The 26,639-nt window shown below is 40.7% G+C and carries 24 protein-coding genes; 18 read left to right on the top strand and 6 right to left on the bottom strand.

The annotated features are described in order from the left end of the window. Positions 1–145: 145 nt before the first annotated feature. The 6 genes from FLM54_RS01010 to FLM54_RS01035 all read left to right on the top strand — a co-directional run bounded on the left by FLM54_RS01010 (position 146) and on the right by FLM54_RS01035 (position 8,573). Complete coding sequence (locus FLM54_RS01010) at positions 146–844, top strand: DNA-3-methyladenine glycosylase I (RefSeq protein ID WP_178954620.1); 699 nt, start codon at positions 146–148, stop codon at positions 842–844. An 8-nt stretch (positions 845–852) separates the two neighbouring features. After that, the gene (locus FLM54_RS01015) at positions 853–2,262 is read left to right on the top strand and encodes a protein adenylyltransferase SelO (protein WP_178954621.1); all 1,410 of its coding nucleotides are present in this window, start codon (positions 853–855) and stop codon (positions 2,260–2,262) included. Between the two features lie 321 nt (positions 2,263–2,583). Continuing rightward, the gene (locus FLM54_RS01020) at positions 2,584–3,645 is read left to right on the top strand and encodes an OmpA family protein (RefSeq protein ID WP_138606695.1); all 1,062 of its coding nucleotides are present in this window, start codon (positions 2,584–2,586) and stop codon (positions 3,643–3,645) included. A gap of 252 nt (positions 3,646–3,897) precedes the next feature. Further along, entirely contained in the window at positions 3,898–6,495 is a 2,598-nt protein-coding gene (gene acnB, locus FLM54_RS01025; protein ID WP_178954623.1) for a bifunctional aconitate hydratase 2/2-methylisocitrate dehydratase, read from the top strand. A gap of 199 nt (positions 6,496–6,694) precedes the next feature. After that, entirely contained in the window at positions 6,695–7,327 is a 633-nt protein-coding gene (locus FLM54_RS01030; RefSeq protein ID WP_178954625.1) for a 2OG-Fe dioxygenase family protein, read from the top strand. A 10-nt stretch (positions 7,328–7,337) separates the two neighbouring features. Then, positions 7,338–8,573 (top strand): cysteine desulfurase-like protein, encoded by a 1,236-nt coding sequence (locus FLM54_RS01035; RefSeq protein ID WP_178954627.1) that lies wholly within the window; start codon positions 7,338–7,340, stop codon positions 8,571–8,573. A 71-nt stretch (positions 8,574–8,644) separates the two neighbouring features. Here FLM54_RS01035 and FLM54_RS01040 read toward each other — a convergent pair whose 3' ends face one another. Then, a complete protein-coding gene (locus FLM54_RS01040) occupies positions 8,645–9,349 on the bottom strand; it encodes a 2OG-Fe(II) oxygenase (RefSeq protein WP_055012470.1) in 705 nt (234 codons plus the stop codon). Positions 9,350–9,379: 30 nt separating this feature from the next. On the opposite strand from FLM54_RS01040, the gene FLM54_RS01045 reads away from it, so the two are divergent. Continuing rightward, a complete protein-coding gene (locus tag FLM54_RS01045) occupies positions 9,380–9,778 on the top strand; it encodes an acyl-CoA thioesterase (RefSeq protein ID WP_055012471.1) in 399 nt (132 codons plus the stop codon). A gap of 7 nt (positions 9,779–9,785) precedes the next feature. Here FLM54_RS01045 and glpD read toward each other — a convergent pair whose 3' ends face one another. The 3 genes from glpD to FLM54_RS01060 form a co-directional block, all read right to left on the bottom strand. Next, complete coding sequence (gene glpD, locus FLM54_RS01050; RefSeq protein WP_178954629.1) at positions 9,786–11,288, bottom strand: glycerol-3-phosphate dehydrogenase; 1,503 nt, start codon at positions 11,286–11,288, stop codon at positions 9,786–9,788. 14 nt (positions 11,289–11,302) lie between these two features. Continuing rightward, positions 11,303–12,808: a glycerol kinase GlpK gene (gene glpK, locus FLM54_RS01055; RefSeq protein WP_178954631.1), complete on the bottom strand. Its 1,506-nt coding sequence runs from the start codon at positions 12,806–12,808 to the stop codon at positions 11,303–11,305. A 168-nt stretch (positions 12,809–12,976) separates the two neighbouring features. Then, entirely contained in the window at positions 12,977–13,219 is a 243-nt protein-coding gene (locus FLM54_RS01060) for a YdcH family protein (RefSeq protein ID WP_054202764.1), read from the bottom strand. A gap of 249 nt (positions 13,220–13,468) precedes the next feature. Between FLM54_RS01060 and FLM54_RS01065 the strand changes: the two genes are divergently transcribed. From FLM54_RS01065 to speD, 8 genes are all read left to right on the top strand, one after another. After that, positions 13,469–14,050, top strand: coding sequence for an anthranilate synthase component II (locus tag FLM54_RS01065; protein WP_010392074.1), 582 nt, complete (start codon positions 13,469–13,471; stop codon positions 14,048–14,050). Positions 14,051–14,097: 47 nt separating this feature from the next. Further along, positions 14,098–15,258, top strand: a complete 1,161-nt coding sequence (locus FLM54_RS01070; RefSeq protein ID WP_109875693.1) for an HDOD domain-containing protein — start codon at positions 14,098–14,100, stop codon at positions 15,256–15,258. A gap of 370 nt (positions 15,259–15,628) precedes the next feature. Then, complete coding sequence (locus FLM54_RS01075) at positions 15,629–16,834, top strand: aspartate aminotransferase family protein (protein ID WP_008108435.1); 1,206 nt, start codon at positions 15,629–15,631, stop codon at positions 16,832–16,834. An 84-nt stretch (positions 16,835–16,918) separates the two neighbouring features. Further along, the gene (gene astA, locus FLM54_RS01080) at positions 16,919–17,935 is read left to right on the top strand and encodes an arginine N-succinyltransferase (RefSeq protein ID WP_055012478.1); all 1,017 of its coding nucleotides are present in this window, start codon (positions 16,919–16,921) and stop codon (positions 17,933–17,935) included. Positions 17,936–17,950: 15 nt separating this feature from the next. After that, positions 17,951–19,420 (top strand): succinylglutamate-semialdehyde dehydrogenase, encoded by a 1,470-nt coding sequence (gene astD / locus FLM54_RS01085; protein WP_178954633.1) that lies wholly within the window; start codon positions 17,951–17,953, stop codon positions 19,418–19,420. Positions 19,421–19,564: 144 nt separating this feature from the next. Next, positions 19,565–19,903, top strand: a complete 339-nt coding sequence (locus FLM54_RS01090; protein WP_178954635.1) for a DUF3802 family protein — start codon at positions 19,565–19,567, stop codon at positions 19,901–19,903. A 101-nt stretch (positions 19,904–20,004) separates the two neighbouring features. Continuing rightward, positions 20,005–20,418: an OsmC family protein gene (locus FLM54_RS01095; protein WP_138606675.1), complete on the top strand. Its 414-nt coding sequence runs from the start codon at positions 20,005–20,007 to the stop codon at positions 20,416–20,418. A gap of 87 nt (positions 20,419–20,505) precedes the next feature. Continuing rightward, the gene (gene speD / locus FLM54_RS01100; protein WP_010392088.1) at positions 20,506–21,318 is read left to right on the top strand and encodes an adenosylmethionine decarboxylase; all 813 of its coding nucleotides are present in this window, start codon (positions 20,506–20,508) and stop codon (positions 21,316–21,318) included. A 63-nt stretch (positions 21,319–21,381) separates the two neighbouring features. Here the strand turns inward: speD and FLM54_RS01105 are convergent, their stop codons facing one another. Together FLM54_RS01105 and FLM54_RS01110 are read right to left on the bottom strand one after the other, a co-directional pair. Beyond that, entirely contained in the window at positions 21,382–22,719 is a 1,338-nt protein-coding gene (locus tag FLM54_RS01105) for a M24 family metallopeptidase (RefSeq protein ID WP_138623550.1), read from the bottom strand. 129 nt (positions 22,720–22,848) lie between these two features. Then, entirely contained in the window at positions 22,849–24,120 is a 1,272-nt protein-coding gene (locus tag FLM54_RS01110) for an aromatic amino acid transport family protein (protein ID WP_138623552.1), read from the bottom strand. 475 nt (positions 24,121–24,595) lie between these two features. Here FLM54_RS01110 and FLM54_RS01115 point away from each other — a divergent pair, with 475 nt between their 5' ends. From FLM54_RS01115 to FLM54_RS01125, 3 genes are all read left to right on the top strand, one after another. Then, positions 24,596–25,393, top strand: coding sequence for an alpha/beta fold hydrolase (locus FLM54_RS01115; RefSeq protein ID WP_178954637.1), 798 nt, complete (start codon positions 24,596–24,598; stop codon positions 25,391–25,393). Between the two features lie 363 nt (positions 25,394–25,756). After that, entirely contained in the window at positions 25,757–26,044 is a 288-nt protein-coding gene (locus FLM54_RS01120) for a hypothetical protein (protein WP_178954639.1), read from the top strand. Between the two features lie 118 nt (positions 26,045–26,162). After that, positions 26,163–26,444, top strand: a complete 282-nt coding sequence (locus FLM54_RS01125) for a hypothetical protein (RefSeq protein ID WP_008468821.1) — start codon at positions 26,163–26,165, stop codon at positions 26,442–26,444. Positions 26,445–26,639 lie beyond the last annotated feature (195 nt).

Here is a 26,639-nt window from a genome sequence, read left to right on the forward strand (position 1 = left end):
TAGGGTAAGTGTGGCGATTAAACCACTTTAGCCGTCTAGGTGTCAAGTGACTAAATACAGAATAGTTCATCGATAATAGCAACGGTTACGTATTGGCTGCTTTTCTCGTAAACTAGTTTCATGGTCGAAGTAAGGTATTAAGCAGATGGAAAAATTTAGCGATATTTATAAGCGTGCAGTGGAGCGAAAGGGCTCTGAAAAAATGCTTAAATTGTTACTCTCAAAACCTTTATCAACAAAGCAACTCGTCACATTAAGTGATGATGATTGGCTAGAAGAATTTACTCGGAAAGTTTTTCAAAGTGGTTTTTATTGGTCGGTGATCAACAGTAAGTGGGCCGGATTTAGAGAGGTTTTCTGGGATTTCAGTGTTGAAAAATTATTGATGATGCCACCAGACATTTTAGAACAAAAAGCCAGTGACGAACGGATTGTGCGCAATTATAAAAAAGTAAAAACCATTACTGATAATGCGTATATGATCCACGAAGTTGCAGAGCAACACGGCAGCTTTAGTGAGTTTATTGCTAACTGGCCAAGTGAAGATATTATTGGCTTGTGGGCGTATTTAAAAAAGCATGGTGCGAGGCTGGGTGGTAATACCGGCCCTTATGCGCTGCGCGCCTTAGGAAAAGATACTTTTTTACTTTCAAGAGACGTAGAAAGCTATTTGCGTGCACATAAAATTATAGATGGTGGATTGCAAACTAAAAAGTCACTAAGTGCGGCGCAGGCATTCTTTAATGAACTGCAGCAGCAAAGCGGCTTAAGCATGCAAGAGCTAAGCTTAATTGTCGCTTATGGTGTCGGCGACAATCGCGTAGGTATCAGCCAAAAACAATAGGATTAAACATGAAATTAGTGCCAAGGTATACCGACATTGGTGAGGGGTTTGCAATTAGCGATCATCCAGCCAAGGTGACAGCGCCACAGTTATTGTTATGGAATGAGCCCTTAGCCGAACAATTTAATATACAAGTGAATGCCGATTCTCGGGCAAATATATTCAGTGGAAATGAACCTCAAGCAGTTTCTGCAGTTGCATTAGGGTATTCGGGTCATCAGTTTGGTCATTTTTCTCCACGCTTAGGAGACGGCCGAGCGCATTTACTTGGCGCGATTAGTGATGATAAAAACCAGCTTTGGGATGTGCAATTAAAAGGCGCTGGCGCTACGCCATTCTCGCGTGGTGGAGATGGGCGCTGTGCATTAGGTCCCGCCATTCGCGAGTACGTAATGAGCGAAGCAATGCATGCGCTTGGCATTCCAACAACGCGTTGTTTAGCCGTGGTTGGTAGTGGTGAAACTGTTTATCGTAACCCACCTCAACCTGGCGCTATTGTAACGCGACTCGCGAGTAGCCATATTCGAGTAGGCTCATTTCAATATTTAGCTACCCAAGGCGATTTGACCAGTCTAAAAAACTTAGCCGATTTAGCCATTCAAAGACATTACCCTGAAATTAACAGCACTGGCGCCCAGCGATACTTGGATTTTTTAGCCGCAGTGATAACCAATCAAGTTAACTTAATCGTAAGTTGGATGAGGGTGGGGTTTATTCATGGGGTAATGAATACCGACAACACCTTAATTAGTGGTGAAACCATAGATTACGGTCCATGTGCCATGATGAACCAGTTTGATTTTGATACCGTGTTTAGCTCTATTGATAAGCAAGGGCGTTACGCATTTGGTAATCAGCCAAACATGGCGAGTTGGAACTGTGCTCGCTTAGCAGAGAGTCTAATGGCACTAATAAGTGACGACGATGAGCAAGCCGTAGCAAGGCTGACACCTATCATTGCAGACTTTTCGACCCAATTTAATCAGCAATTTAGCGCTATGTGGGCACAAAAGTTAGGGCTAACAATAGCTGATGCTAAAGATAATGAGCTGGTGGGAGAGTTGCTAGGGTTATTAAAAGAATACCAGCTTGATTATACCAATACTTTTAATGCGTTAACTGAGTCGTTAAATGGGCAAGCTGAAATACCATCAGTACTCGCCTCTTGGGCGCAGAAATGGCAAACACGAACTAATGAGCACAGCTATCAAGTGATGCGACAAGCCAATCCGGGTGTGATTCCTCGTAATCATATTATTGAAGAGATTATTTCTCAGTACACTACGCATGGGGATAGTGAGCTACTCAGTCGTTTTAGCAAAGTGATGTCGAGCCCTTACACAAGCAATATGCAAGCTACAGAGTTTCAAACGCCGCCCGAAGATGATAAGAATTATCGTACTTTTTGTGGTACTTAAGTGTTGCTTTTTGCATTTGAAAATGAATATAAAAGGTCATTTTTTACCACGGCGATGTTCATTCATAGAGCAAACTATGAGCGGGTGATACCATGATACCTATAAAGGCCAGTGATCGTATGGGGTTTAAAGCGATTGTTTGCTTTTTGAACTAGTCTTTGTTCAGTAACATTTTTTATGGGCTAGTTTTATTATCCTAGATATTGGAAAAATATATTTGCGTTAAGTATTGATTAACAAAGGCTCAGTTACTGTATAGGTAAGTTAGAAGGGCTAGCAATGCTTAGCTACATTTTTAGTTGTTAAAATGGGAAGAAAACAATGAAATTGAAATCACTTACAATTGCCATTGCGTTAGCTGCAACTAGCGCATCAACTTTTGCTGCCGAACAAGAAGGTTTTTACATCGGTGCGTTCGGTGACTACTACGATGCTTCGTGGAAAAACATGCGTGATCAAGCTGGCCTTGACGTTAATGAGTCAACAGGTTGGGGTGCTGAATTAGGTTACCGCTTTAATGATTACTGGAGCGCGCGTTTAGAATACGCAGACCTAGACTTCAATGCACATGATAAAGTACTTAACAACCGCAACGATATTGACGGCGAACGTTACGGTATTGATGCGCTTTACCACTTTGGCGGCGGTCCTTTTTACGGTTTATTCGGTTTGAAAGATATTGATGTTGTTGATGACAACACGTTTGTAAATGCAGGTGTAGGTTACCGACACTTTGTTACAGACAACTTCTTTGTAAATGCTGAAACCAGTGTTTACCAAGGTTTAGATAAAGGCTACACAGATGTTGGCGCAAAGTTAGGTATTAACTACTTCTTTGGCCAGAAATCAGCACCAGTAGCACCAGTTGAACCTGCTCCTGAGCCTGTAGTTGAAGCTGCAGTAGTTGCTCCTCTAGATAGTGACAACGACGGCGTGATTGATGCTAATGACAAATGCGCCAACACACCAGTAACAGATGCAGTTGATAGTGACGGGTGCACTTTATACGAAGAGTCTAAAGTAACTACTAAGCTATTAGTCACTTTCCCACATGACTCAGCCATTGTTAAACAAAGATATTTTGATGATATAGCTGCGGTATCAAAATTCATGAAAGAGTATACAGATACAACTGTACTACTTGAGGGTCATGCTTCAGCAGTGGGTGATGCTGGCTACAATAAAAAGCTTTCTCAAAAGCGTGCCGACGATGTTGCCGATGAGTTAGTAAAAGATGGTATTTCAAGAGAGCGTATCAGTACAATAGGTTATGGTGAGGAGCGTCTTGTAAATAAAGCGAATACGGCAGAAGCACACGCAGAAAATCGCCGTGTTGAAGCGCATATATCAACCGTTGAGCGCGTAAAAGTTAAACGTAAATAGTACTACTACTTTACAAATAACCCAGCTTAGGCTGGGTTTTTTTATGGCTGTTAATAAGTATTCATGAAAGTTGATTTTATGAAATCCACTATTCATATTATTAATAATCGGTATAACTAGCTGCCTAAGTGGATGGATTTTAATCTATGCATAAAAGCTTTATAATCGAGCGTTAGAATACTATAAGTATTGGGTTATGGTTTGTTTTATAAACACTTCCGAATACTTTCACGTCACCAAGAGGGCAATACTGTGCTACAAGAATATCGTAAACACGTAGAAGAACGTGCCGCGTTAGGTATCGTACCAGCGCCATTAGATGCTCAGCAAACGGCTGATCTTATTGAGCTAATTAAAACCCCACCTGCAGGTGAAGAAGAGTTCGTACTAGAACTACTAATCAATCGTGTACCGCCGGGTGTTGATGATGCAGCCTATATTAAAGCTGGTTTTTTAGCGGCTGTTGCTAAAGGTGAAGCCGTTTCTCCACTTATCTCTAAAGAAAAAGCAGCTGAATTGCTAGGTACTATGCTTGGTGGCTACAATATCGCGCCAATGGTTGACCTACTTGATGACGAAGCGTTAGCGCCAATCGTAGTTAAGGGCCTTTCAAACACATTATTAATGTTTGATGCGTTTTACGATGTAGAAGAAAAAGCAAAAGCAGGTAATACATACGCCAAACAAATCATTGAGTCTTGGGCTGCCGCAGAATGGTTTACTAATAAGCCAGCTGTTGCTGAAAAGATCTCGGTTACTGTATTTAAAGTCACTGGTGAGACAAACACTGATGACTTATCGCCAGCCCCAGATGCATGGTCACGTCCTGATATTCCACTTCACGCACTAGCGATGCTTAAAACAGAACGTGATGGCATTAACCCTGATAAAAACGGTGAAGTAGGTCCAGTTACCCAGCTCGAAGAATTAAAAACTAAAGGCTTACCACTTGCTTACGTAGGTGATGTTGTTGGTACGGGATCTTCACGTAAATCAGCAACTAACTCTGTGCTTTGGTTTATGGGTGTTGATATCCCATTTGTACCAAATAAGCGCGTAGGTGGTGTCTGTTTAGGTAATAAGATTGCGCCTATTTTCTTTAATACAATGGAAGACTCGGGTGCATTACCAATCGAATTAAATGTTGATGAATTCAACATGGGTGACCAAATCGACATTTACCCTTATGAAGGGGTTGTTAAACGTCACGGTACTGATGACGTGATCTCTACGTTCACACTTAAATCAGACGTCATTCTTGATGAGGTTCGTGCTGGTGGTCGTATTCCACTGATCATTGGTCGCGGTCTTACAGACAAAGCACGTACATCACTGGGTTTAGGTGCAACTGACGTATTTAAAGTACCAGCAGTTACTGAAGTGTCAGATAAAGGCTTTACGCTTGCGCAAAAAATGGTGGGTAAAGCATGTAATGTTGCCGGTATTCGCCCAGGCCAATACTGTGAACCAAAAATGACTACGGTTGGCTCGCAAGATACCACCGGTCCTATGACACGTGATGAGCTTAAAGACTTAGCCTGTTTAGGCTTCTCTGCAGATTTAACCATGCAGTCTTTCTGTCATACATCGGCTTACCCTAAACCAATTGACGTAAATACGCATCATACACTTCCTGATTTCATCATGAACCGTGGCGGTGTATCGCTTCGTCCTGGTGATGGTGTAATTCACTCATGGTTGAACCGTATGTTATTACCAGACACCGTAGGTACCGGTGGTGATTCACATACGCGTTTCCCATTAGGTATTTCATTCCCAGCGGGTTCAGGTGCGGTCGCATTTGCAGCAGCAACAGGTGTTATGCCACTTGATATGCCTGAATCGATTTTGGTTCGTTTTAAAGGTGAAATGCAGCCTGGTATCACGTTGCGTGACCTCGTTCATGCCATCCCTTACTACGGTATTAAAGAAGGGCTATTAACGGTTGAGAAGAAAGGTAAAATCAACGAGTTCTCTGGTCGTATACTAGAAATTGAAGGAGTTGAGCACTTAACTGTTGAGCAAGCATTTGAACTATCAGATGCATCAGCAGAGCGCTCAGCAGCAGGTTGTACTGTTAAGCTTTCTAAAGAGTCGATCAGCGAATACCTTGAGTCTAACATTGTTATGCTTAAGTGGATGATTTCTGAGGGTTACGGCGATGTTCGTACGATTGAGCGCCGCATTACAGCAATGCAAGAATGGCTAGCTAACCCAGAACTAATGGAAGCGGACAAAGATGCAGAGTACAAGCATGTGCTTGAAATCGACTTAGCTGACATTAAAGAGCCAGTACTGTGTGCGCCAAATGACCCTGATGATGCGCGTTTACTATCTGACGTAACAGGCGAGAAAATTGATGAGGTATTCATCGGTTCTTGTATGACTAACATTGGTCACTTCCGCGCCGCGGGTAAATTACTCGATGGTTTTACAGGTCGTATCCCAACACAGCTTTGGGTTGCACCACCAACGAAGATGGACAAAGACCAGCTTACGGACGAAGGTTACTACGGTATCTTTGGTCGTGTTGGAGCACGTATTGAAACGCCTGGGTGTTCACTGTGTATGGGTAACCAAGCACGTGTTGCAGATAAAGCAACTGTTGTGTCTACCTCAACACGTAATTTCCCTAACCGTTTAGGTACAGGCGCAAATGTGTTCTTAGCTTCAGCAGAGCTGGCAGCAGTAGCGGCAATTTTAGGTAAATTACCTACTCCGGCTGAGTACCAAGAATATGCAGCGAAAATCAATGCAACGGCAGCAGATACCTACCGTTACTTGAACTTCCACCGTATGCCTCAGTACACTAAAAAAGCAGACAACGTAATTATTCAGCAAGCTGTATAATTAATAGAGTTTGAATGAAAAGCCCGCTTCGGCGGGTTTTTTATCGTTTAAATTTAATTTGGATTATTCATGCTTTAATAATCTTATATTGAATTAAATTTAATTATTATTTGCTTTTGAGTTGGATAATAAAGCAAAAAATCCTCGCTATATGCATTAAAATCCCTGCCAATATTATCATTATTATAAGCAGGATTTTATGACCGCATTAAACAACCAGAATTTACTGCAACTTCGTTTTATTAACCAAGCCAACATTGATTTGGTTAAGCCTTCTTTTGATAACTTACCTGCAAACCCATATGCAGATGGTGCGTTTCGCAAACGCCGTTATTCAGTAGTTAAACTACAAAATGATGAGCTCAACCTTCAAGCGACTAAAGCGTTTGTGCAAGACGATTCAATTAATACCTTTCAAGGTAATGTTGAACGTACTTACGAAAATTTAGAGCAAAGCTTGCTTGAGTCTGAGGGTATGAAAAATATTGTTAGCGAATTTTGTGCGATTACCGGTATTGATGCAGATCGTGATATTGAAATTCACCAATTTAGAATGCTTGCGATTGATAGCGACACGCCAGCAGCCCCTGAAGGTGTGCATCAAGACGGGTTTGACCATGTATGCGTATGTGGTGTTTCTCATGAAAATTTAGAAGGCGGTGAGCTATTGGTTTATGAAAACCAACAAGCAGAACCGTGTTTTAAAATGGAAATAAAAGACGGCATGTTTGCACTAATTAATGATCGTCAGGTATGGCATAACGCCACGCCAATGAACAAAATTGATGCCAATAAACCAGGTTACCTGGATTGTTTTGTACTAACTGCTTAAGAGAAATAAAATGAATTTAATGCAATTGCGCGCGCAATTTCCCGCTTTAATGCAAACGGTTGATGGCAAGTCACCGGTGTTTTTAGATGGACCAGGTGGCTCACAAGTACCACAACCGGTACTCAGTGCCATGACTGCTTATTTAGGGCATTATAATTCAAACTTGGGCGGTGCGTTTTTCTCAAGTGACAAAACGGTTGAACTGATGGCTAATGCGCGTCAAGCGGCGGCTGATTTGTTAAATGCCCCTAGTGCACAAAATATTGTATTTGGCCCTAATATGACCAGCCTTACGTTTAGCTTCAGCCGCGCGATTTCACGCAGTTGGCAAGCAGGCGATGAAATTATTGTGACCAATGCAGATCATTTTTCAAATGTATCGTCTTGGCAGCAAGCCGCTGAAGATAAAGGTGCAGTGGTTAACACAGCGCTAATTAACGAAGCTGATTGCAGTTTAGATATGGCGCATTTTGAAAGCTTATTAAACGCTAACACTAAATTAGTTGCGGTTACGTATGCATCAAATACCACAGGCTCTATTAACGATATTAAACGCATTATAGAGCTTGCTCACAATGTCGGTGCATTGGTGTATGTTGATGCTGTGCATTATGCCCCTCATGAACTAATCGATGTGCAAGCATTAGATTGCGATTTTTTAGCGTGTTCTGCATATAAGTTTTTTGGCCCGCACTTAGGTATGGTATACGGTAAAGCTTCGCATTTAGAAGGGTTTACACCTTATAAAGTAGAGCCAGCAAAAGATGTTGCTCCAGGTCGCTGGGAAACTGGCACACAAAGTTTTGAAGCACTAGCGGGCTTTATTGCGGGTGTTGATTACATTGCGGCAATTAGCGAACTTGATGACAGTCACTCACGCCGTGAAAAACTACGTGTTGCGTTTGAAAAAACGAAACAACACGAGATGGCGCTTAGTGAATACTTTTTAACACGTCTGGTTAATTACCCGCGTATTAAATTGTTTGGTATTGATGACTTAGCACGTTTAAGTGAGCGAACTCCTACGTTTGCACTGACCTTTGAAGGGTTAGAGCCTCGCCAAGTGTCTGAATTTTTGGGTAAACAACATGTATGTGTATGGGATGGTAATTTCTACGCCCAAGGTTTATGCAAACAACTGGGTGTGCTTGATAAGGGTGGCGTAGTGCGCATTGGTTGCATGCACTACAACACCCTAGAAGAAATGGACACGCTATTTAATTTGTTTGATGAGCTGCTAGGCTAAACCCTTATTTGTTAAGCGTTTTTTAAAGCCATAAGTAAAAATTACTTATGGCTTTTTTATTGGCTGATTACTTAGCTTTGCGGCGTTCCATATATTTGCTCTGCTCGATTGAACAAAACCCATGAGGTTAAAATATACTTATCATTTGATACTGGCTTATTGCCTCTATGTGTATGCGTGAAATATCCTGGAGCAACCACCATACTGCCTTTTTTAGGGGCTATTTTACGATTTTGATAATAAAACTCGGTTTCTCCGCCTTCTTCAACATCATTTAAATAAAACATAAATAACAATACCCGATGCAGGGCTTCATTATGTTGTAACTGCGGATACACCTCACTATGCCAATACGGGTAGCCCCCTTTATTGACCTCATATTTTTGTGCTTGAATATTACCGAGCCTAAAAATTTGCTGCACCAATAAAGGAAGTTGTGGTTTACCTACTTCGTCATAATTGGCATGAGTCAAATCTACCGGCTGACCTGTTTTTGGGTGATACACTTTTAAGCCAAATGCCCCAATCATCATAAAAATATGTTCTTCAATGTATTTAAAAACAAACTGTGCAGTGGTTTGTTGAATATGTTTTAATTGTTCTGCGTACTCAGGATGATTGTTTAAGTGCAGGTCGTGGCTATCTTTTTTATTAAGATCAACGCCACCCGATGTCATCCCTTGTTTAATATGCGGGCTTTGAGAAAAGGTAGTGATAAAGTTATCACAAAAGTCACTGCTGAGCGCGTTGTCATACACGCGGATAAAGTCCGTCATGAGTTACCTGTTTAATTATTATGGATTATTATGTTTACTGAAAAAGTGATGCCGCGCTTTAGCGAAACGGATGCACTCGGACACATCAACAATACCGTACTCCCAGTTTGGTTTGAAGCAGCCCGAGTACCTATTTTTAAATTTTTTACCCCTGATCTTAATCCTCACAATTGGAAGTTAATTATTGCTAAGGTTGAAGTGTCGTTTGTCGGCGAGCTATTTTATGCTCATGAGGTGACAATTAACACCAGCATAGAGCAGATTGGTAATAGCTCATTTGTGATCCGCCAAGAAGCCTGGCAGCAAGATAAGTGCTGTGCAATTGGTAAAACTGTCATGGTGCGATACGACTTTGCCAGCAAAACAAAGCAAACGCTTTCGGCTGATGAAAAAGCCGCATTAACACAGCACCTTGTTGCCACGAGTTAATCGCAGTTTAGTTGTGGCAAGCAGGATGTTTAGTTAAATATTGCGCCAGAGCAATGACTTGTTTTTCAGTAAAGCGTAGTCCGAGCTTAGTTCTGCGCCACAATATATCTGCGCTGCTTTTTGCCCATTCATGGTTTACTAAGTAATCAACTTCTTTTGCATATAAGCCATGGCCAAAGTGATAACCTAAATCGCCGATTGCTTGACTTTTACCCAATAATTGATAGCTAAGCGTACCATAGCTGCGAGCCATACGTTTTAAGGTGTCGATTGGCAGCCAAGAATAGCTGCTTTCTAACTGTGCGATAAGGTATGCTTGGTTACTAAAGTCGCCACCTGGTAAAGGGGTGTCTTTCGTCCACGAGCGACTCAATTTTGGGTAAAGGGGCGCTAATTTATTAACGGCATTTTCTGCAAGCTTTCTATAGGTGGTAATTTTGCCACCAAATACGCTTAATAATGGGGCGTGATCAGCTTCATTATTTAATATCAGTTTGTAATCGCGGGTGACCGCTTGGGCATCCGTTGATTTGTCATCTAACAGCGGGCGCACGCCACTAAACGTGTGCACAATATCCGCTTTGCTTATTGGCTTTTTAAAGTAATGATTAGTAATACTGATCAGGTATTCGATTTCTTGCTCACTAATTTTTACATCAGCAATATCGCCGGAATAATCTTCATCAGTGGTGCCAATTAGTGAGTAATCTTGCTCATAAGGAATAACAAATACAATACGGTTATCCTCGTTTTGTAAAATATAGGCAACCGGCTGGCTATGAACTCGAGGCACCACAATGTGACTGCCTTTTACAAGGCGAACAGTATGTGGTGTGGGCTGGGTAAATACATCTTCAAATAATGACGCGACCCAAGGGCCTGCAGCATTTACAACACTTTTAGCCTTAATATTTAGGTGTTGCTTGCTAGCTTGCTGCTCTAAAATTACATTCCAATAGTTTGCGTTACGGGTGGCTTTAATACAGCGCGTGCGTGTTGCAATTGTGGCGCCCAAATTATGCGCTGCTTGTGCGTTTAAAATCACTAAGCGCGCGTCATCAACCCAGCAGTCTGCGTATTCAAAGCCTTGGGTGACGCTGCTGTTAAGTACGCTATCGCTGTTAAACTCAATCGCCTTTGAAGGGGGTAAAGTATTACGCCAGGCTAGATGGTCATAAATAAATAACCCCATGCGAATCATCCATGGCGAACGCAAATGTGCTTGGTGCGGCAGTCGAAAAGACAGTGGCCACATAATATGCGGTGCTTTTTTTAACAGTACTTCACGCTCACGCAAGGCCTCTCTTACCAATCTAAATTGATAATTCTCTAAATAGCGAAGCCCGCCATGAATAAGTTTGCTGCTATTAGAAGAGGTAGCAGAGGCTAAATCGTTCTGCTCACATAAGAGTACTTTTAAGCCACGACCACTAGCATCGGCTGCAATGCCAGCGCCGTTAATACCACCGCCAATAATGAGTAAGTCATATTCGTTGTCGTGTGCGCTCATAGATTTCCCTGTGTTTAGTCACTCTCGTCGTCAGTACTATTAGAAAGTCTAACTTGTGCAATGCAATGTAGCCACTTTGCGTATAAATCGTTGCGCTCTTCACTGCTCATGGTTGGTTCAAAGCGACGATCGCTTTTCCACATGTTGGCAAGCTGCGCAGTTGATTCATACACCCCAGTTTGCAGCCCTGCTAAGTAGGCAACCCCCAATGAAGTGGTTTCGGTTAAGGTTGGGCGTTCAACGCTTGCGCCTAAAATGTTAGCTAAAAATGCCATGGCCCAATTATTGTTTGCCATGCCGCCATCAACCCTTAAAATACTAGGACGAAGCCCGTCACCCTCCATGGCTTTTTGTAAATCTTTGGTTTGATAACCCACCGACTGTAAGGCAGCTGCCACAATAGTACTAATGCCTGAATCTCGGGTTAGGCCTAAAATAGCGCCTCTTGCATTTGCATCCCAATAGGGCGCTCCTAAGCCAGTAAACGAGGGCACTAAAAACACCCCATGATCTAAGGGAACACCTTTGACAAGGGCTTCACTTTCACCTGCGTTTTCTAATAACTTTAGGCCTTCTACTATCCACTGCATGGTGGCACCGGCCATAAAAATGCTGCCTTCAATCGCATAGGTGGGTTTGCCGTTGAGCCGATATGCAAGAGTGGTTAATAAACGATTATTTGATTTTAGTGCTTTATCGCCAGTGTTAAGCATTAAAAAGCAGCCCGTGCCGTAGGTGCTTTTTGCCATACCTTCTTCAAAACAGGCTTGACCAATTAAAGCCGCTTGCTGATCGCCTGCAATACCACAAATAGGAATTTCACTACCGAACAACTCGCCGCTTGTTATCCCAAAATCAGCCGCTGAGTCCATTACCTCAGGCAACATAGCCAGTGGGATATCAAATAAAGCCAGTAATTCTTCATCCCAGCATTGCTGATGAATATTAAACAGTAAAGTTCGTGAGGCATTAGTGGCATCGGTTTTGTGCACTTTACCGTCGGTTAATTGCCACAATAAGTAGGTATCTACCGTGCCAAATGCTAGTTCACCTGCATGTGCTTGCTCTTTAGCGCCAGTGACGTTATCTAAAATCCAACGAACTTTGGTTGCAGAAAAATAAGGGTCGAGTACTAAACCGGTTTTATCATTCACCATTTTTGTATGCCCAGCATGACGTAAACTATCGCAATATTCACTAGTGCGTCGGTCTTGCCATACAATCGCGTTATAAATAGGTTGCCCAGTTTTTTTATTCCACACTAAAGTGGTTTCTCGCTGATTAGCAATGCCGATGGCAATTATGTCGGCGGCGGTTACTTGTTGCTGCGCTAAGAGGTTTTTGACGCTGGTTAATACAGTTTGCCAAATATCTACAGGGTTGTGTTCAACCCAACCATTTTTTACAAAATGCTGAGGGAAGGTTTGTTGAGCACTCCCTATCATCTGTGCATCTTTGCTATATAAAATAGCCCGAGAGCTTGTCGTTCCTTGATCAATCGAGAGTAAGTATTTAGCCATAAAAAATAACGTTGTTTAATTTAGATAAAGATAGCTTGTCTTTAAGCTAAACGAATAGCAATGCTTTTGCACCATAATGGTTAAAATTATAGATTAGCAGAGGGTAGGAGAGGGAAATGATAATTAAATTATGGCGCCTATTATTTAATAGACGCCAAGCAATAGTGATTAATTAGTACTCGTTAATTGTTGATGTAACCAATCTTTTAATACCATTCTGTCGTGCTTTAGCTGCTGCATAGCTTCGTCATCGATAGGTGAATCTTGTAGTTCAAGTACCCGAATTTCTTTATCGATTTCATTGTATTGTTTTGCTTTAGTAGCAAAGTTTTCATCATTTGCATTGAGTTTTGCAATTGTTTGCGTGTAATCAGGAAAGTCTTTAGTTAATGAATGGTCTTCGCCTAACATAGGTTACTCCTTGCTTATACGTATTTAATGCGTTGTTGGATAATGCAGGTCACTTTACTGATAGACAGTTTGTAACTACTGAATTACTCATATAATAGAGCTTGGGCTGATTTAAAATAAATCAACCATTGCTGATTGTAAGCGAGCTATTTGTATTAGCTGAGCTGCAAAACACTGACACCTGCAAAGCCTTCAGTTAGAATATGCATGCAATAACCATCCGCCTAATTACTTTGAGTACTTTAATACATGCTTTTAATGATCGATAACTACGACTCGTTTACCTACAATTTGGTACAGTATTTTCAACGATTAGATCAAGAAGTGGTGGTAAAACGTAACGACCAAATAACGCTGAGCGAAATTAAACAGTTAAACCCCGATCATATTGTGATTTCTCCAGGCCCTAAAAGCCCAAGTGAAGCGGGAGTATCGTTATCTGTTGTAGAGCAATTTAAAGGAACTTATCCTATATTAGGTATTTGTTTGGGGCACCAAACTATTGCTCAGGTGCTAGGTGGAAAGGTGGTGCGCGCTAAACAGGTTATGCATGGAAAAACATCGCCAATTTATCACCAGCATCAAGGTATGTTTAAAGGTTTACCCAACCCGCTGACAGTGTGCCGCTACCATTCTTTAATTGTTGAAGCGCACTCATTGCCTAAAGAACTAGAAGTAACAGCATGGACACAAAGCAACACTGGGCTGCGTGATGAAATTATGGGATTGTTGCATAATGAGCTCGCACTTGAAGGCGTGCAGTTTCACCCTGAAGCAATTTTGACCGAGCAAGGCTTAGCCTTACTTGATAACTTTTTAACGCGCTTCTAGGCTTATACCTGTAAGCTATTTTCCTTTTTTGCCTTAAGATAGAGTTTATGACCGATACATTGCAGCAACAGCGAATTGTTAACGTGCTACACCAACGAGCGCATGATTTGCTACTGGGTCATAGTTTTGCTAATCAGCAAATAGGCTTTATTCATACCTTAGACCTCAATGACGGTAAACCCGTTAAAAAGCGTACCTTATTAGAAGTTGAAGTGGCCGCTCAGCAAAAGCGTCAACAAAAAAGTACTTCACATCAAAAGTTACAGGCAAAAACCAGTCAAAAATTACATACGGTTATTGAAACCGTGATGGCCAAACGTCTTGAAGACATAGATTTAGTCATCAAAGACACTGTTGGTATAGATGATAATGTGCCCGCTATACTTGATATTCTTGCAACACGCGCGGCATCGGTCGGTCGTTTAGAGCCGCTAATTAACGATTTAAACTGGCTTGGACGAGAGCTGGTTACCTTAGTTAATTTACCTTTTTATCGTAAGCAACGCAGTAAAGGCACCTCAGTCAAAGTAGATACCCCAGCATTGGCATTACGTTATTTAGGCTTAGACAACCTGCAACTGGTAGTGCCTACTTTTGCAGTGCGCCATTGGATGCCAAACAGCACCGCACCATTTCCGCTATTAAAGCGCAGGTTAAAAGACAACACTATGTCATGTGCTATTGCGGCACAAACTCTAGCGCAGCTTAATGGGTTAAATCCCATGCATGCATTTACCTTAGGCATGTTATTAAATGTGGGGCAAATTGCCTTAGTGCGCTTATACTTAAAAGTGTTTGAGCAAGTATGGCAACGCAAAATACAGCGTGCTCGTGAAGAAGGTGACAAAAACCTACACACTGCGTTGTTAGAGTTAAAACCTGACCCGCTATTTTTAACGACATTGCTGAATGAAAAATCACTGCTTGTTAGCACCAAGGTGATTGAAACCATGTCATTTAAATACTTACCCTTTAACACTGTTATGCAGCAGTTAGTGAATGGGACAGAAAAAGGTGATAGCTTATTGCCATTATCGCAAGTAATTTTAAAAGCTCGCTGCTACTCTCAGTACTTAAATTTAAAAGAGCACCAGCTTATTGAAGACGATGAATTACAAAGCTGGTTTAGCTATTATAAGTTTACAAAAAAAGAGTTAGAGACCTTACAAACAGCTAATTTTACTAATTTGGCACTTCAAATCGATTAAATCTGTTAATTTTTTTGCGACTATTCATTCACTTTAATTCTACTTATTCATGTGCAGTTGGTTTATAAGCGCTATGCTTTTTTCGTTGTAGAGGCGCTGACTAAGGTAAATGCACATCATTACTAGCTCTCAAATAGTTATTCACTATCTATGAAATAATATCTTAAGCCCTTTATTTTAAAGGGGTACATGAAAGTTTTTGAAGAGACATAACCCTAAATTTCTGAAATAATGAGCGCCTGAAAATTGAACCACAACGTAGTTTCAGGCAAATACATAGCTATTATTTTTTGCCGACACATTTGGTTATTAACAATAATCACACCCCTATTCTACTGCTTTGTGATGCACACAATTAAGAGGAAATAAAATGACAGTCAATCGCGAATTATTTGATCACGTAATGGTTCCTAACTACGCACCTTCAAGCGTAATTCCAGTTCGAGGCGAAGGCTCTCGTGTATGGGATCAACAAGGACGAGAGTTTATCGACTTTGCTGGTGGTATTGCCGTTAACTGTCTTGGCCACTGCCATCCTGCATTAGTGGGTGCATTAAAAGAGCAGGGCGAAAAAATTTGGCATTTATCAAATGTAATGACCAATGAGCCAGCGCTTCGCTTAGCTAAAAAAATGGTTGATGCGACTTTTGCAGAAAAAGTTTACTTTGCAAACTCAGGCGCAGAAGCAAACGAAGCGGCACTTAAATTAGCGCGTCGTTTTGCGCTTGATAAATTTGGTGCAGAAAAGTCACAAATTATCGCCTTTAATAAAGGTTTCCATGGTCGTACCTTCTTCACGGTTACTGTAGGCGGTCAAGCGGCTTACTCTGACGGTTTTGGCCCTAAGCCAGGCGACATTGTTCATTGTGACTACAATGACCTTGCCGCATTTGAAGCGTTGATTAGCGATAATACCTGTGCGGTAATGATGGAGCCAATTCAAGGTGAAGGCGGTATTATCTCGCCAACTGACGAATTTGCTCAAGGCGTTCGTGATTTATGTACTAAGCACAATGCATTGCTAATTTTTGATGAAGTGCAATCAGGTGTTGGTCGTACGGGTGAGCTATACGCATACCAAGGCTTAAACGTAGTACCTGACATTTTAACTTCAGCAAAAGCACTTGGTGGTGGTTTTCCAATTGGCGCTATGCTAACAACCACTGAGATTGCACAGCATCTTAAAGTAGGTACCCATGGTTCTACTTACGGCGGTAACCCACTAGCCTGTGCAGTTGCAGAAGCTGCATTTGATACAGTGAACAACCCAGAAGTATTAGCGGGCGTTAAAGCAAAAGCGGCGTTATTTACCGAGCTACTTAATGCGATTAACGAAAAGTACCATGTATTTAGTGAAATTCGTGGCCAAGGTTTATTAATCGGTGCCGTAGTTAATGAGCAGTACAAAGGGCGCGCTAAAGAGTTTTTAGTAGCCGGTACTGAGCATGGCTTAATGTCACTTGTAGCGGGTGCTGATGTGGTTCGTTTCACTCCATCTTTAGTAATACCAGAAGCTGATATTCGCGAAGGCATGGCACGCTTTGAAAAAGCTGTAGCCCACGTTGTAAACGCGTAATCGCTAATTCAACTTCTCTAAGGGCAAACATTGTTTGCCCTGCAGTTCCTATTTACCGTTATATATAAGGGAGTAAGCGGATTCATGATGATCCTTCGCCCAATCCAAAAAAGTGATTATGCAGCTTTAGTAACCATTGCCGACGAGTCGGGACATGGCTTTACTTCTTTACCTAATAATGAAGAGTTATTACAAAAGAAGATTGCACATTCAGTTAATTCATTTACAAAAACCACGTCACAGCCTGGTGATGAAGGGTACTTATTTGTTCTTGAAGATACTGAAACTGGTGAAGTAGTTGGTACTTCAGGTATTGAAGCGGCAGTTGGCTTAGATGACGCATTTTATCACTATCATTTGAGTAAAGTGATTCACTCTTCGCGCACGCTAGATGTATATAAAGCGGTAGATATTCTCACCCTTTGTAATGACTACACTGGGGCTACAGAGCTGTGTACGCTGTTTTTAAAAGACGGTTATCGTAAAAATTGTAACGGTAAGCTGCTTTCAAAAGCACGCTTTATGTTTATAAAACAGCACCAGCAACGCTTTGCACAAACCGTTATCGCAGAAATGCGTGGCGTATCTGACGAAAACGGCAGTAGCCCGTTTTGGCAGTGGCTTGAAGAGCACTTTTTCTCAATGGATTTTCCAACCGCAGATTATCTGACGGGAATTGGCCAAAAAGTGTTTATTGCTGAGTTAATGCCTAAATACCCAATTTACGTCAACTTATTGAGTAAAGAAGCGCAAGCGGTTATTGGTCAAGTACACGATAATACGCGCCCAGCTATTCAGTTATTAAAAAGTGAAGGCTTTACTTTTAATGGTTACGTCGACATTTTTGATGCAGGCCCAACCGTTGAAGCAAAAGTAGATAACATTGCTACTGTACGTAATGCACAAAACTTTAGTGTTGAAATTGGCGAAATGACAGGTGATACCATGGTATTGCTAGCCAATGATAAGCTTGAAGACTTTAGAGCAACCGTTGTTCCTATGGCATTTGATTCACGTTCAAACAGCCTTGTGCTTACGCAAGAACTTGCTGATGCATTACATTTAAAATCGGGCGACTTTGTTACTGCTACCCCAGTTTAATTTAGGAGAAAGTATATGACTCATCCTGCACAATTTATTAATGGTCAATGGTCGCAAGGCCAAGGCACAGAATTTAACTCAGTTAATCCTGCAAATAACGACGTTATTTGGCAGGCATCAGCTGCAAGCGCAGAGCAAGTAGATAGCGCTGTAGCATCAGCACGTGAAGCATTTTACAGTTGGGCTGATAAAAGCTTTAGCGAGCGTTTAGAGATTGTAAAAACCTTTGCTGCAACATTAAAAGAGCACAGCGAAGATCTAGCGGTTGCTATTGCACAAGAAACAGGTAAACCACTTTGGGAAACACGTACTGAAGCGGGCGCCATGGTAGGTAAAATTGCCATTGCTGAAAAAGCATTTTTAGAGCGTACTGGTGATGTTGAAAACGCTATGCCGCAAGGTCGTGCGATGATCCGTCATAAGCCACATGGTGTTGTTGCTGTATTTGGTCCTTACAACTTCCCTGGGCACTTACCAAATGGCCACATTGTACCTGCACTTTTAGCCGGTAATACTGTGGTATTTAAACCATCTGAACTTACACCTATGGTGGCTGAGCTAACCCTTAAACTATGGGAAAAAGCCGGTTTACCTGCTGGGGTAATTAACCTAGTTCAAGGTGAAGTAGAAACAGGTAAAGCATTGGCGTCACACAAAGGCATTGATGGTTTATTCTTTACTGGATCTTCACGTACGGGTCATATTTTACATGAACAGTTCGCAGGTCAACCAGGTAAAATTTTAGCGCTTGAAATGGGTGGTAATAATCCACTAATCGTTAAAGATGCAGAAGATACTCTTGCTGTAGTGCATGATATTGTGCAGTCTGCGTTTATCTCAAGCGGCCAACGTTGTACCTGTGCGCGTAAATTGTTTTTACCAACAGGCGCTAAAGGCGATGAAATTTTAGCGCGCTTAATTACAGCGACTAAAGCAATTAAAGTTGGTAACTACGACGACGCTGACCAACCGTTTATGGGTTCAATGATCTCAGCGGCCGCTGCTGCTGGTATGGTTAAAGCGCAAGACGAGTTAAAAGCCATGGGTGGTGACGTGTTAGTTGAGCTTGAGCATACAGCTAACACCGGTTTTGTTACACCAGGTATTATTGAGTGTACTAATATTAATGACTTCCCAGATGAAGAGCATTTTGGTCCACTTTTAAAAGTATTCCGCTTTGATGACTTTGACCAAGCAATTGATAAAGCAAACGACACTAGCTTTGGTTTATCAGCAGGTTTATTAAGTGATAACCAAGCTGATTACGATCATTTCTTACGTCGTATTCGTGCGGGTATTGTTAACTGGAACCGTCCAATTACAGGCGCCTCAAGTGCTGCGCCGTTTGGTGGTATTGGTGCCTCAGGTAATCATAGAGCGAGCGCTTATTACGCTGCCGATTACTGTGCATACCCTGTTGCTTCTGTGGAACTTGAAAAAGTAACCATGCCAGCAACATTAAGCCCAGGCTTAAAAATAGATTAAGTACTCTGAACGTTAGTTAAGTACTACTTAATTAGTATAAAAGCAGCTTCGGCTGCTTTTTTTGTATTGCAATCTCACAAAGCTAGCAATTATCAGTGCTTTCTGCTTAAATTAAGCAATCAGTATTTTTGAGGTAAATAAACGATGGTTTTAAACAGGCAAGGGTACGATGATTTAATAATGTACCTAACTCAGAACTTAGCGTTGTTTGAAAAGGCAGGTGAAATAAAGCCAGGTGCGCCAACCGTTATTGAGTTAATTGAAGATGTAATTGCCGAAAATGTCATACGCATTTGTCAACAACACCCAGACCTTTCTACAGAGCAACGCAGTCAAATTGTGCGCGAGGTTGATGGCATTGTTTACGATTTACAAGAAGTGCTTAGTAGTGTGACCTCTCACACTGTTACAGTAGAACAGCATGCTTTTATTGACGAGTTTGCTGGACTAGTTAAAAACTTATTTGATAACGCTATTAATTAATATTTCCCCCTTTAAAAACCACGCTTTATTCGCTATTTAATTTAAATGCGCGTGAGAGCCTGCGTGTAATGAATGCAAAATTAAACTAATGAGATAAAACAATGCAAGCAAATGTAAAATGGGTTGAAGGTAATACCTATATAGGCCGCTCTAATAGTAATCATAATGTGGTATTTGATGCGGGTAGTGACGGAGCAGCACCAAGCCCAATGGAAATGGTGCTTATGTCTGTCGGTGGCTGTTCATCGGTTGATGTGGTAAGTATTTTAAAAAAAACCAAGCAAGACTTCTCATCCGTTGATGTGCAATTAACTGCTGAACGAGCAGAAACAGCCCCGCGCGTGTTCACTAAAATTAATTTGCACTTTGTTGTAACTGGTAAGAATGTATCTGAAAAACACCTAGAGCGAGCGGTTTCGCTTTCTGCCGAAAAGTATTGCTCAGTTGCATTAATGCTTGATAAAACAGTAGAAATTACCCATAGCCATGAAGTTGTTGAAGATCAGGGAAAATAACGCTTTTTCCGTGAGTGAAATTCGTATAAAATCCGCGAACTTTTCATTCTGCAGGTGCAGATTTCACTAATTTATAGGTTGGTTTATATGAACAAACCCTTCGATAAACTTAAACTTCATGGCTTTAATAATTTAACTAAAAGCCTAAGCTTTAGTATTTACGATATTTGCTATGCAAAAACAGAGCAACAACGTAAAGAATATATAGAATATATCGATGAGCAGTATAGTGCAGATAGACTAACCGACATTTTAGGTGATGTGGTTGATATTATTGGTGCCAATATTTTAAATGTTGCACGTCAAGATTATGAGCCACAAGGTGCCAGTGTAACTATTTTAGTTTCAGAAGAGCCTGTAGAAGAGCAGCAAAACTATGATGCTGACGAAGCACCAGGGCCATTACCTGACTCAGTGGTTGCACACCTTGATAAAAGCCACATTTGTGTTCACACATACCCTGAAGCACACCCAGATGATGGTATTTGTACTTTCCGTGCGGATATTGAAGTATCAACCTGTGGCATTATCTCGCCGCTTAAAGCGTTAAACTTCTTAATCCATAGTCTTGAGTCTGATGTAGTAACGATTGATTACCGCGTACGTGGTTTTACCCGTGATGTAAACGGCGTTAAACATTACATTGATCATGCAATTAATTCGATTCAAAACTTCATGACAGAAGATACCAAAGAAGCGTACCAAATGATGGACGTGAACGTGTATCAAGAAAACCTGTTCCATACCAAAATGATGTTAAAAGAAACCGATTTAAATACGTATTTATTTGGTTTATCTACTGATGATTTGTCAGATGACGAAGAAGAAGAGATTCGCTCAAAGCTAACACGTGAAATGCAAGAAATATTCTATGGCCGTAACCTGCCAGATACAGAATAATAGCAATTAGATTAAATAAAAATGGCGCTCATTGAGCGCCATTTTTGTATGTGTTGTTTAATGCTACTTAACAAGTAATAACTGGGTTTGTCGGCCATTGAGGTACCACACACCGGTTTTATCAAACATAGCATCTTCTTCAAGCATTATTCTTATTTCTTTATTCCACGGTTTTATAAACACCGCATTGTTAAGCTCAATCGAGTACGCCGTGTTTAAATGCAACGGGTAATCGCCATCCCCCGGCACACCTTGCTGAGCATCCCACATACCTAGTGTTGTACCAGCTGCATGACCATGATAGCCGAGCGGGTGAGTATAAATAGTGGGCTTTAACCCCTGTGCAATGGCTTTTTCGCGGGCGGCTTTTAATACCTGATTACCTGTTTTCCCAGCTGTAAATTCAGCCGTAAAAATGTCTTGTAGCTTATTGCCCTTTTTTAACGCATCAACAAGGTAATCGGGGGCTTTTGTTTCGTCTGGTTTTAAAACATAAGCGTGTTGTTGAGTGTCTGTATTTAAACGCAAATAATTAATACCAAAATCGATATGTAATAAGTCGCCTGCTTGAATAACATTATCGGCATAGCCGTTGGTAAAGCTGTCTTCGTGGTCGAACGATTTACTGTCGGCGCGTTGTATTGCAATACTAGGGTGAAACCACGTTTGCAGCTTAAGCTCCCTTACGCGCTCTCTAAACCACCATACTAAGTCGTCGCTGGTTGTTTTGCCCACCGTAATTACTTTATTTGAAAAGCCCTCAGCAATAATAGAGTGAGCAATAGCAACAATGTGTTTGTACATGTCCACTTCTTCTGGAATGCGTTGCTCTAACCATGCAACAGCCAGCGGCTCGGCTGAGGTTATTTTATTTTTATATATCGCAGGTAAGTTGGCCATTAAAGTGGTGTAATCGCCAAGCACTAGCCCATCGGCATGTGCCCAATCTGTAGATGTGTTGAGAGCAATATTTCGCGGTTGGTATTGCTCAATAAGCGTATTGAGCGCTTGCCACTGATTAGGCTGTGCTTGCTTATCCCAGGCTTTTTTAAAAACACTCCCTATTTTGTAAGGCGCAATTGCAAAGGCGTCAACACCGCCTTGTTTGTTAACTGCAAATAATAAAATAGTGGTGCGCCTTGCCGAGAGCCATGTAGCAGGCAGCATGGTTTTTAATATCGGGTCTTCATTATATTCGCGGCTTATCATTAGCCACATATCTATACTGTGTTGCTGCATTAATGTGGGTAATAAAGTCTTAATACGTTTTTCGGTAATGCTATCGATAAACGCAGCCCTTTCTTTCATTGATAGAATAGTAGGGGGCTCAGCGGCTTTAATGTCAGGGCTAAATAGTATGAGTATAAAAGTGAGTAAAAAAACGTATTTATTATTTTGCATGGCTGGCTTGTTTTTTAAACGAATATATAAGCTAACATTGCACAAACAATAAGATAAACAAATCATTTGCGATAAATCGTAGACACAAAAAAGCCCAGCAAAATACTGGGCTTTTGTAATAAATACTGCTTAGCCAAGCATGCTGTACAGTAACGCAAATACAGCTAATGAGCCAACAGCCAGTACAAATAAGGTACTTAAACGGTTACGGTATTTTTGTAAGCTAGGCACTTTGTAAACTGCAATCATTGGCATAATGAATAAAATCATCGCAATGATTGGCCCCGATAACTGATCCATCATATCTAGTATGCTTGGGTTCTTAACCGCGCAGAACCAAATAGCGAAAAACATCAGTACCGCACCCACTTTGTCAGCGACTTTAGGGCTCATGCTTGAGTGTTTAGTCACTAACCCAGTAAAGCTTTCGCGTGCCCCTAAAAAGTGACCTAAAAACGACGACATAATCGCAATAAAGGCAACCAAAGGTCCCAGCGTTGCAATGAATGAGTTTTCTGTAATATTAGCCAAGTAAGATAAAACAGAGACGTTTGCCGCTTTTGCTTCAGCCATTTGGTCGCCGGTAAGCGATAACACGCATGAGAACACAAATAATAAAACAAAGGTGATCAGCAATAAGCTAGTGCGCTTTAAAATCGCTTCTGACTTAGACGTTGCTAGGTCACCGTAGTGACTACGTTGCTTATTAACAAAGCTTGAAATAGCCGCTGCATGGCTAAACGAAAACACAATAATAGGAATCGATAACCAAAGTGTTTTACTAAAGCTACCTAGCTCAGGCAAAGCTGTATCGGGCATTTGCCAGCTTGGGATTAAATACAAAGACAAAAAGAATAAAATACCCACTAGCGGGTACACTAAAATAGCAAAGGCGCGCAGCATTAAGCGTTCACCGCCCATCATTAAGCCAATCATTAGTGCAACTAAAATACCCGATAAAGCAACGCGTGACGGCGACTCCATCCCTAACTGATTGACCATAAAGCTGTCTACCGTATTGGTTAAACCCACACCGTAAATAAGCAAAATAGGAAAAATTGATAAAAAGTATAATAAGGAGATCAGTCGACCCGCGTTTACGCCAAAGTGTTCTTCTACTACATCGGTAAAATCAGCCTCTTTATTTTTTGATGATAATACAAAACGCGCCAAACCACGGTGCGCTAAAAAGGTCATTGGAAAGGCTAAACACGCCATAATAATCAGTGGCCAAAAACCACCAATACCAATATTAATCGGTAAAAATAAAATACCAGCACCTACTGCGGTGCCAAAAAGGCTCAGTGTCCACTGCGTATCGTGCAGGTTCCATTTTGACTTAGACGTGTGTGCGTCTTGTGCTGGTGCATTTGAAAGCGTTGCACCTTGAGATGTTGTCATGTGTGTATATCCATTATTTATCATAATAATTGCGCCGAAGAATATAGTTTTTAACCACACATTTCATGTGTTTTTATGTCTTGGATATAAATTTGTTGTAGCGTATTAGTTACTGACTGTCACGAATATGAAACAGTGTTTAAAAGCTGCGCAGTTAGTGCAGGAATATGCTGCGAAATGCGTGAATAATCAGCAAAGATGCTATTGAAGGAGGGACATACAATTTGAAAAGTTATTTTCAAGCCAATGTGTACTTGGTATGCATTAACCAGCGAATGGTTGGTAAGGGTATTATGAGAATTGAAAATATTTGGCCACTTTCTTGCCCAGTTAATTGATAACTAACAACTCAAAGCGAGTTTTACCCTGTAATATTGAAGCCATTAATCGGAACTTCATAAGAGATTTTTTCTAAACTCCGTTATACTTTCTACAATTTAATCAGCCAACTGAAGTAAATAGGCCGCTAACTGCAATGAGCAAAGACATTCTTTTCCATACTATTTTTGTGCATGAAACCAGTAAAACATGGGTAGTATTTGTTCATGGCGCAGGGGGGAGTTCGGCAATCTGGTTTCGTCAGCTTAAAGCTTATAAAAAAGAATATAATGTGTTGTTGCTTGATCTTCGTGGTCACGGTAAATCAAATGATCTATTACAAAACTTTGTTGATAATAATTACTCATTTAATAATGTCTCTAAAGACATTATCGATGTGTTAGATCATAACAATATAACCAGCGCACATTTTGTTGGTATTTCATTGGGCACAATTCTTATTCGAAATATTGCAGAAATTGCCCCGCAATATGTTTCTAGTATGGTGCTAGGTGGGGCGGTTACTCGTTTTAATACCCGTAGTAATACATTGGTTTATTTAGGCAATACCTTTAAACACTTGTTGCCTTACATGTGGTTGTATCGTTTATTTGCTTTTATTATGATGCCGAAAAAGCGTCATAAAGAGTCTCGACTTTTGTTTATTCGTGAAGCAAAACGCTTGTGCCAAAAAGAGTTTATAAAATGGTTTAAATTAGCCATGGACGTAAATCCTTTAATGCAGTATTTCAAAGAAAAAGACATTGATATACCCATTCTTTACATTATGGGTAAAGAAGAGCATATGTTCCTTGGCCCGGTTAAAGAAATGGTTAAGCGCCATAAAAATAGCGTATTGCAAACCATTCACCATTGCGGCCATGTTTGTAACGTAGAACGCCCAGACTTATTCAATCAACACTCGCTTGCTTTTATAGCACAGCAAAATCGTTAGGGGTTACCGCTTTTAAAAAGTGTTTAATTCATGGTAGGTAATTAGAAAAACTTATAACCGATATTACTAGCAAACTGGAGCAGGTCATTCTTTTGGACTTTTATCGAAAACTAAAAACAAGGCCTTACTCCATGTCATACTTTTTACACATAGTAGAATACCTCGCTTAAATATAATTGGTAATCATTTACACAGTTTGCTACTAATAGATGTTCACAAAATAAGAACGCGCTCATGTGAACTATAAGGATGTAATTTGAGCAAGTTACTAGAATGCAGGGAAGTGTGTGAGAATATGTTTAGTTTTAATATCATTACTTCTTAATGGGTGCTCTCCAATTTGGGAGGAGCAACACTTATAAAGTGTATTACATTGATGATACCAAAAGGTTAGGTTACAGCCTTGATCAGGGCGCATATATTGGGCGACTCGATGAACTAATAAATATTAAATCTAACGAAAAAAATATTTCGGCTTATGCTTGTCCGAATAAGGTTTGTGCTTTTTACTATATTGATAAAGTCAAAGATAACAAGTTTGCTGAACACAACGAATTTGTTTATGGACCATACACAAAAGCTCAATTTTCAGCGATAACTAAAAAATTAGGGTTACCGACTATAAATTCCATCGCTAACAACGCAATTTAATAAAGGCTAAAAACTTTACTTAGATTTTCACAGGCTACAACACGTCCAAATCTTTTAACTAAAACGCCTATTAAGGTTTATAAATAAAGAACTTAAAGAACAAATAAAGGCGGTCAGTATGGATAAAAAGAAAGCCATTGTTATATTATTCGGTATTTTATGGTTTGTGTTAGGAGCTACTTTTTTCATAGGTTTTGAGTCAGTAGAAAAGTTGTTGTTTTGCGTGTTTGTATTTTTCTTTTGTTATAGATATATCTATGCATTTATATTAAAAAGAAGTATTTATGCACCATATACCGGTGAGGAAATTTCTCCTACTGAAGGTAATTTAATAAAGCGGCTCTTTATGCTGATTATAGGCATCGGTGCGTGTACCTATTTTACTTTCTTTATCTCTTAAAAAGCATACTTGACCAAAAGCCTGAACAAACCCTAATAGAAAAGGTTATATTATCACTTGGTATGTTCATAACCTTGCTGTGTTTTAGTGCACTTTATCATTCGTGGACAAGTTCTTGTTTAGTGCGAAATAGCGAGGATGGTTAACGGGTACTTGTTGGGTTCCACTCAACCCAACCTAAGGTGTTTAGGTTTA

The sequence above is a fragment of the Pseudoalteromonas sp. Scap25 genome (assembly GCF_013394125.1).
Classification (GTDB): Bacteria; Pseudomonadota; Gammaproteobacteria; order Enterobacterales; family Alteromonadaceae; genus Pseudoalteromonas.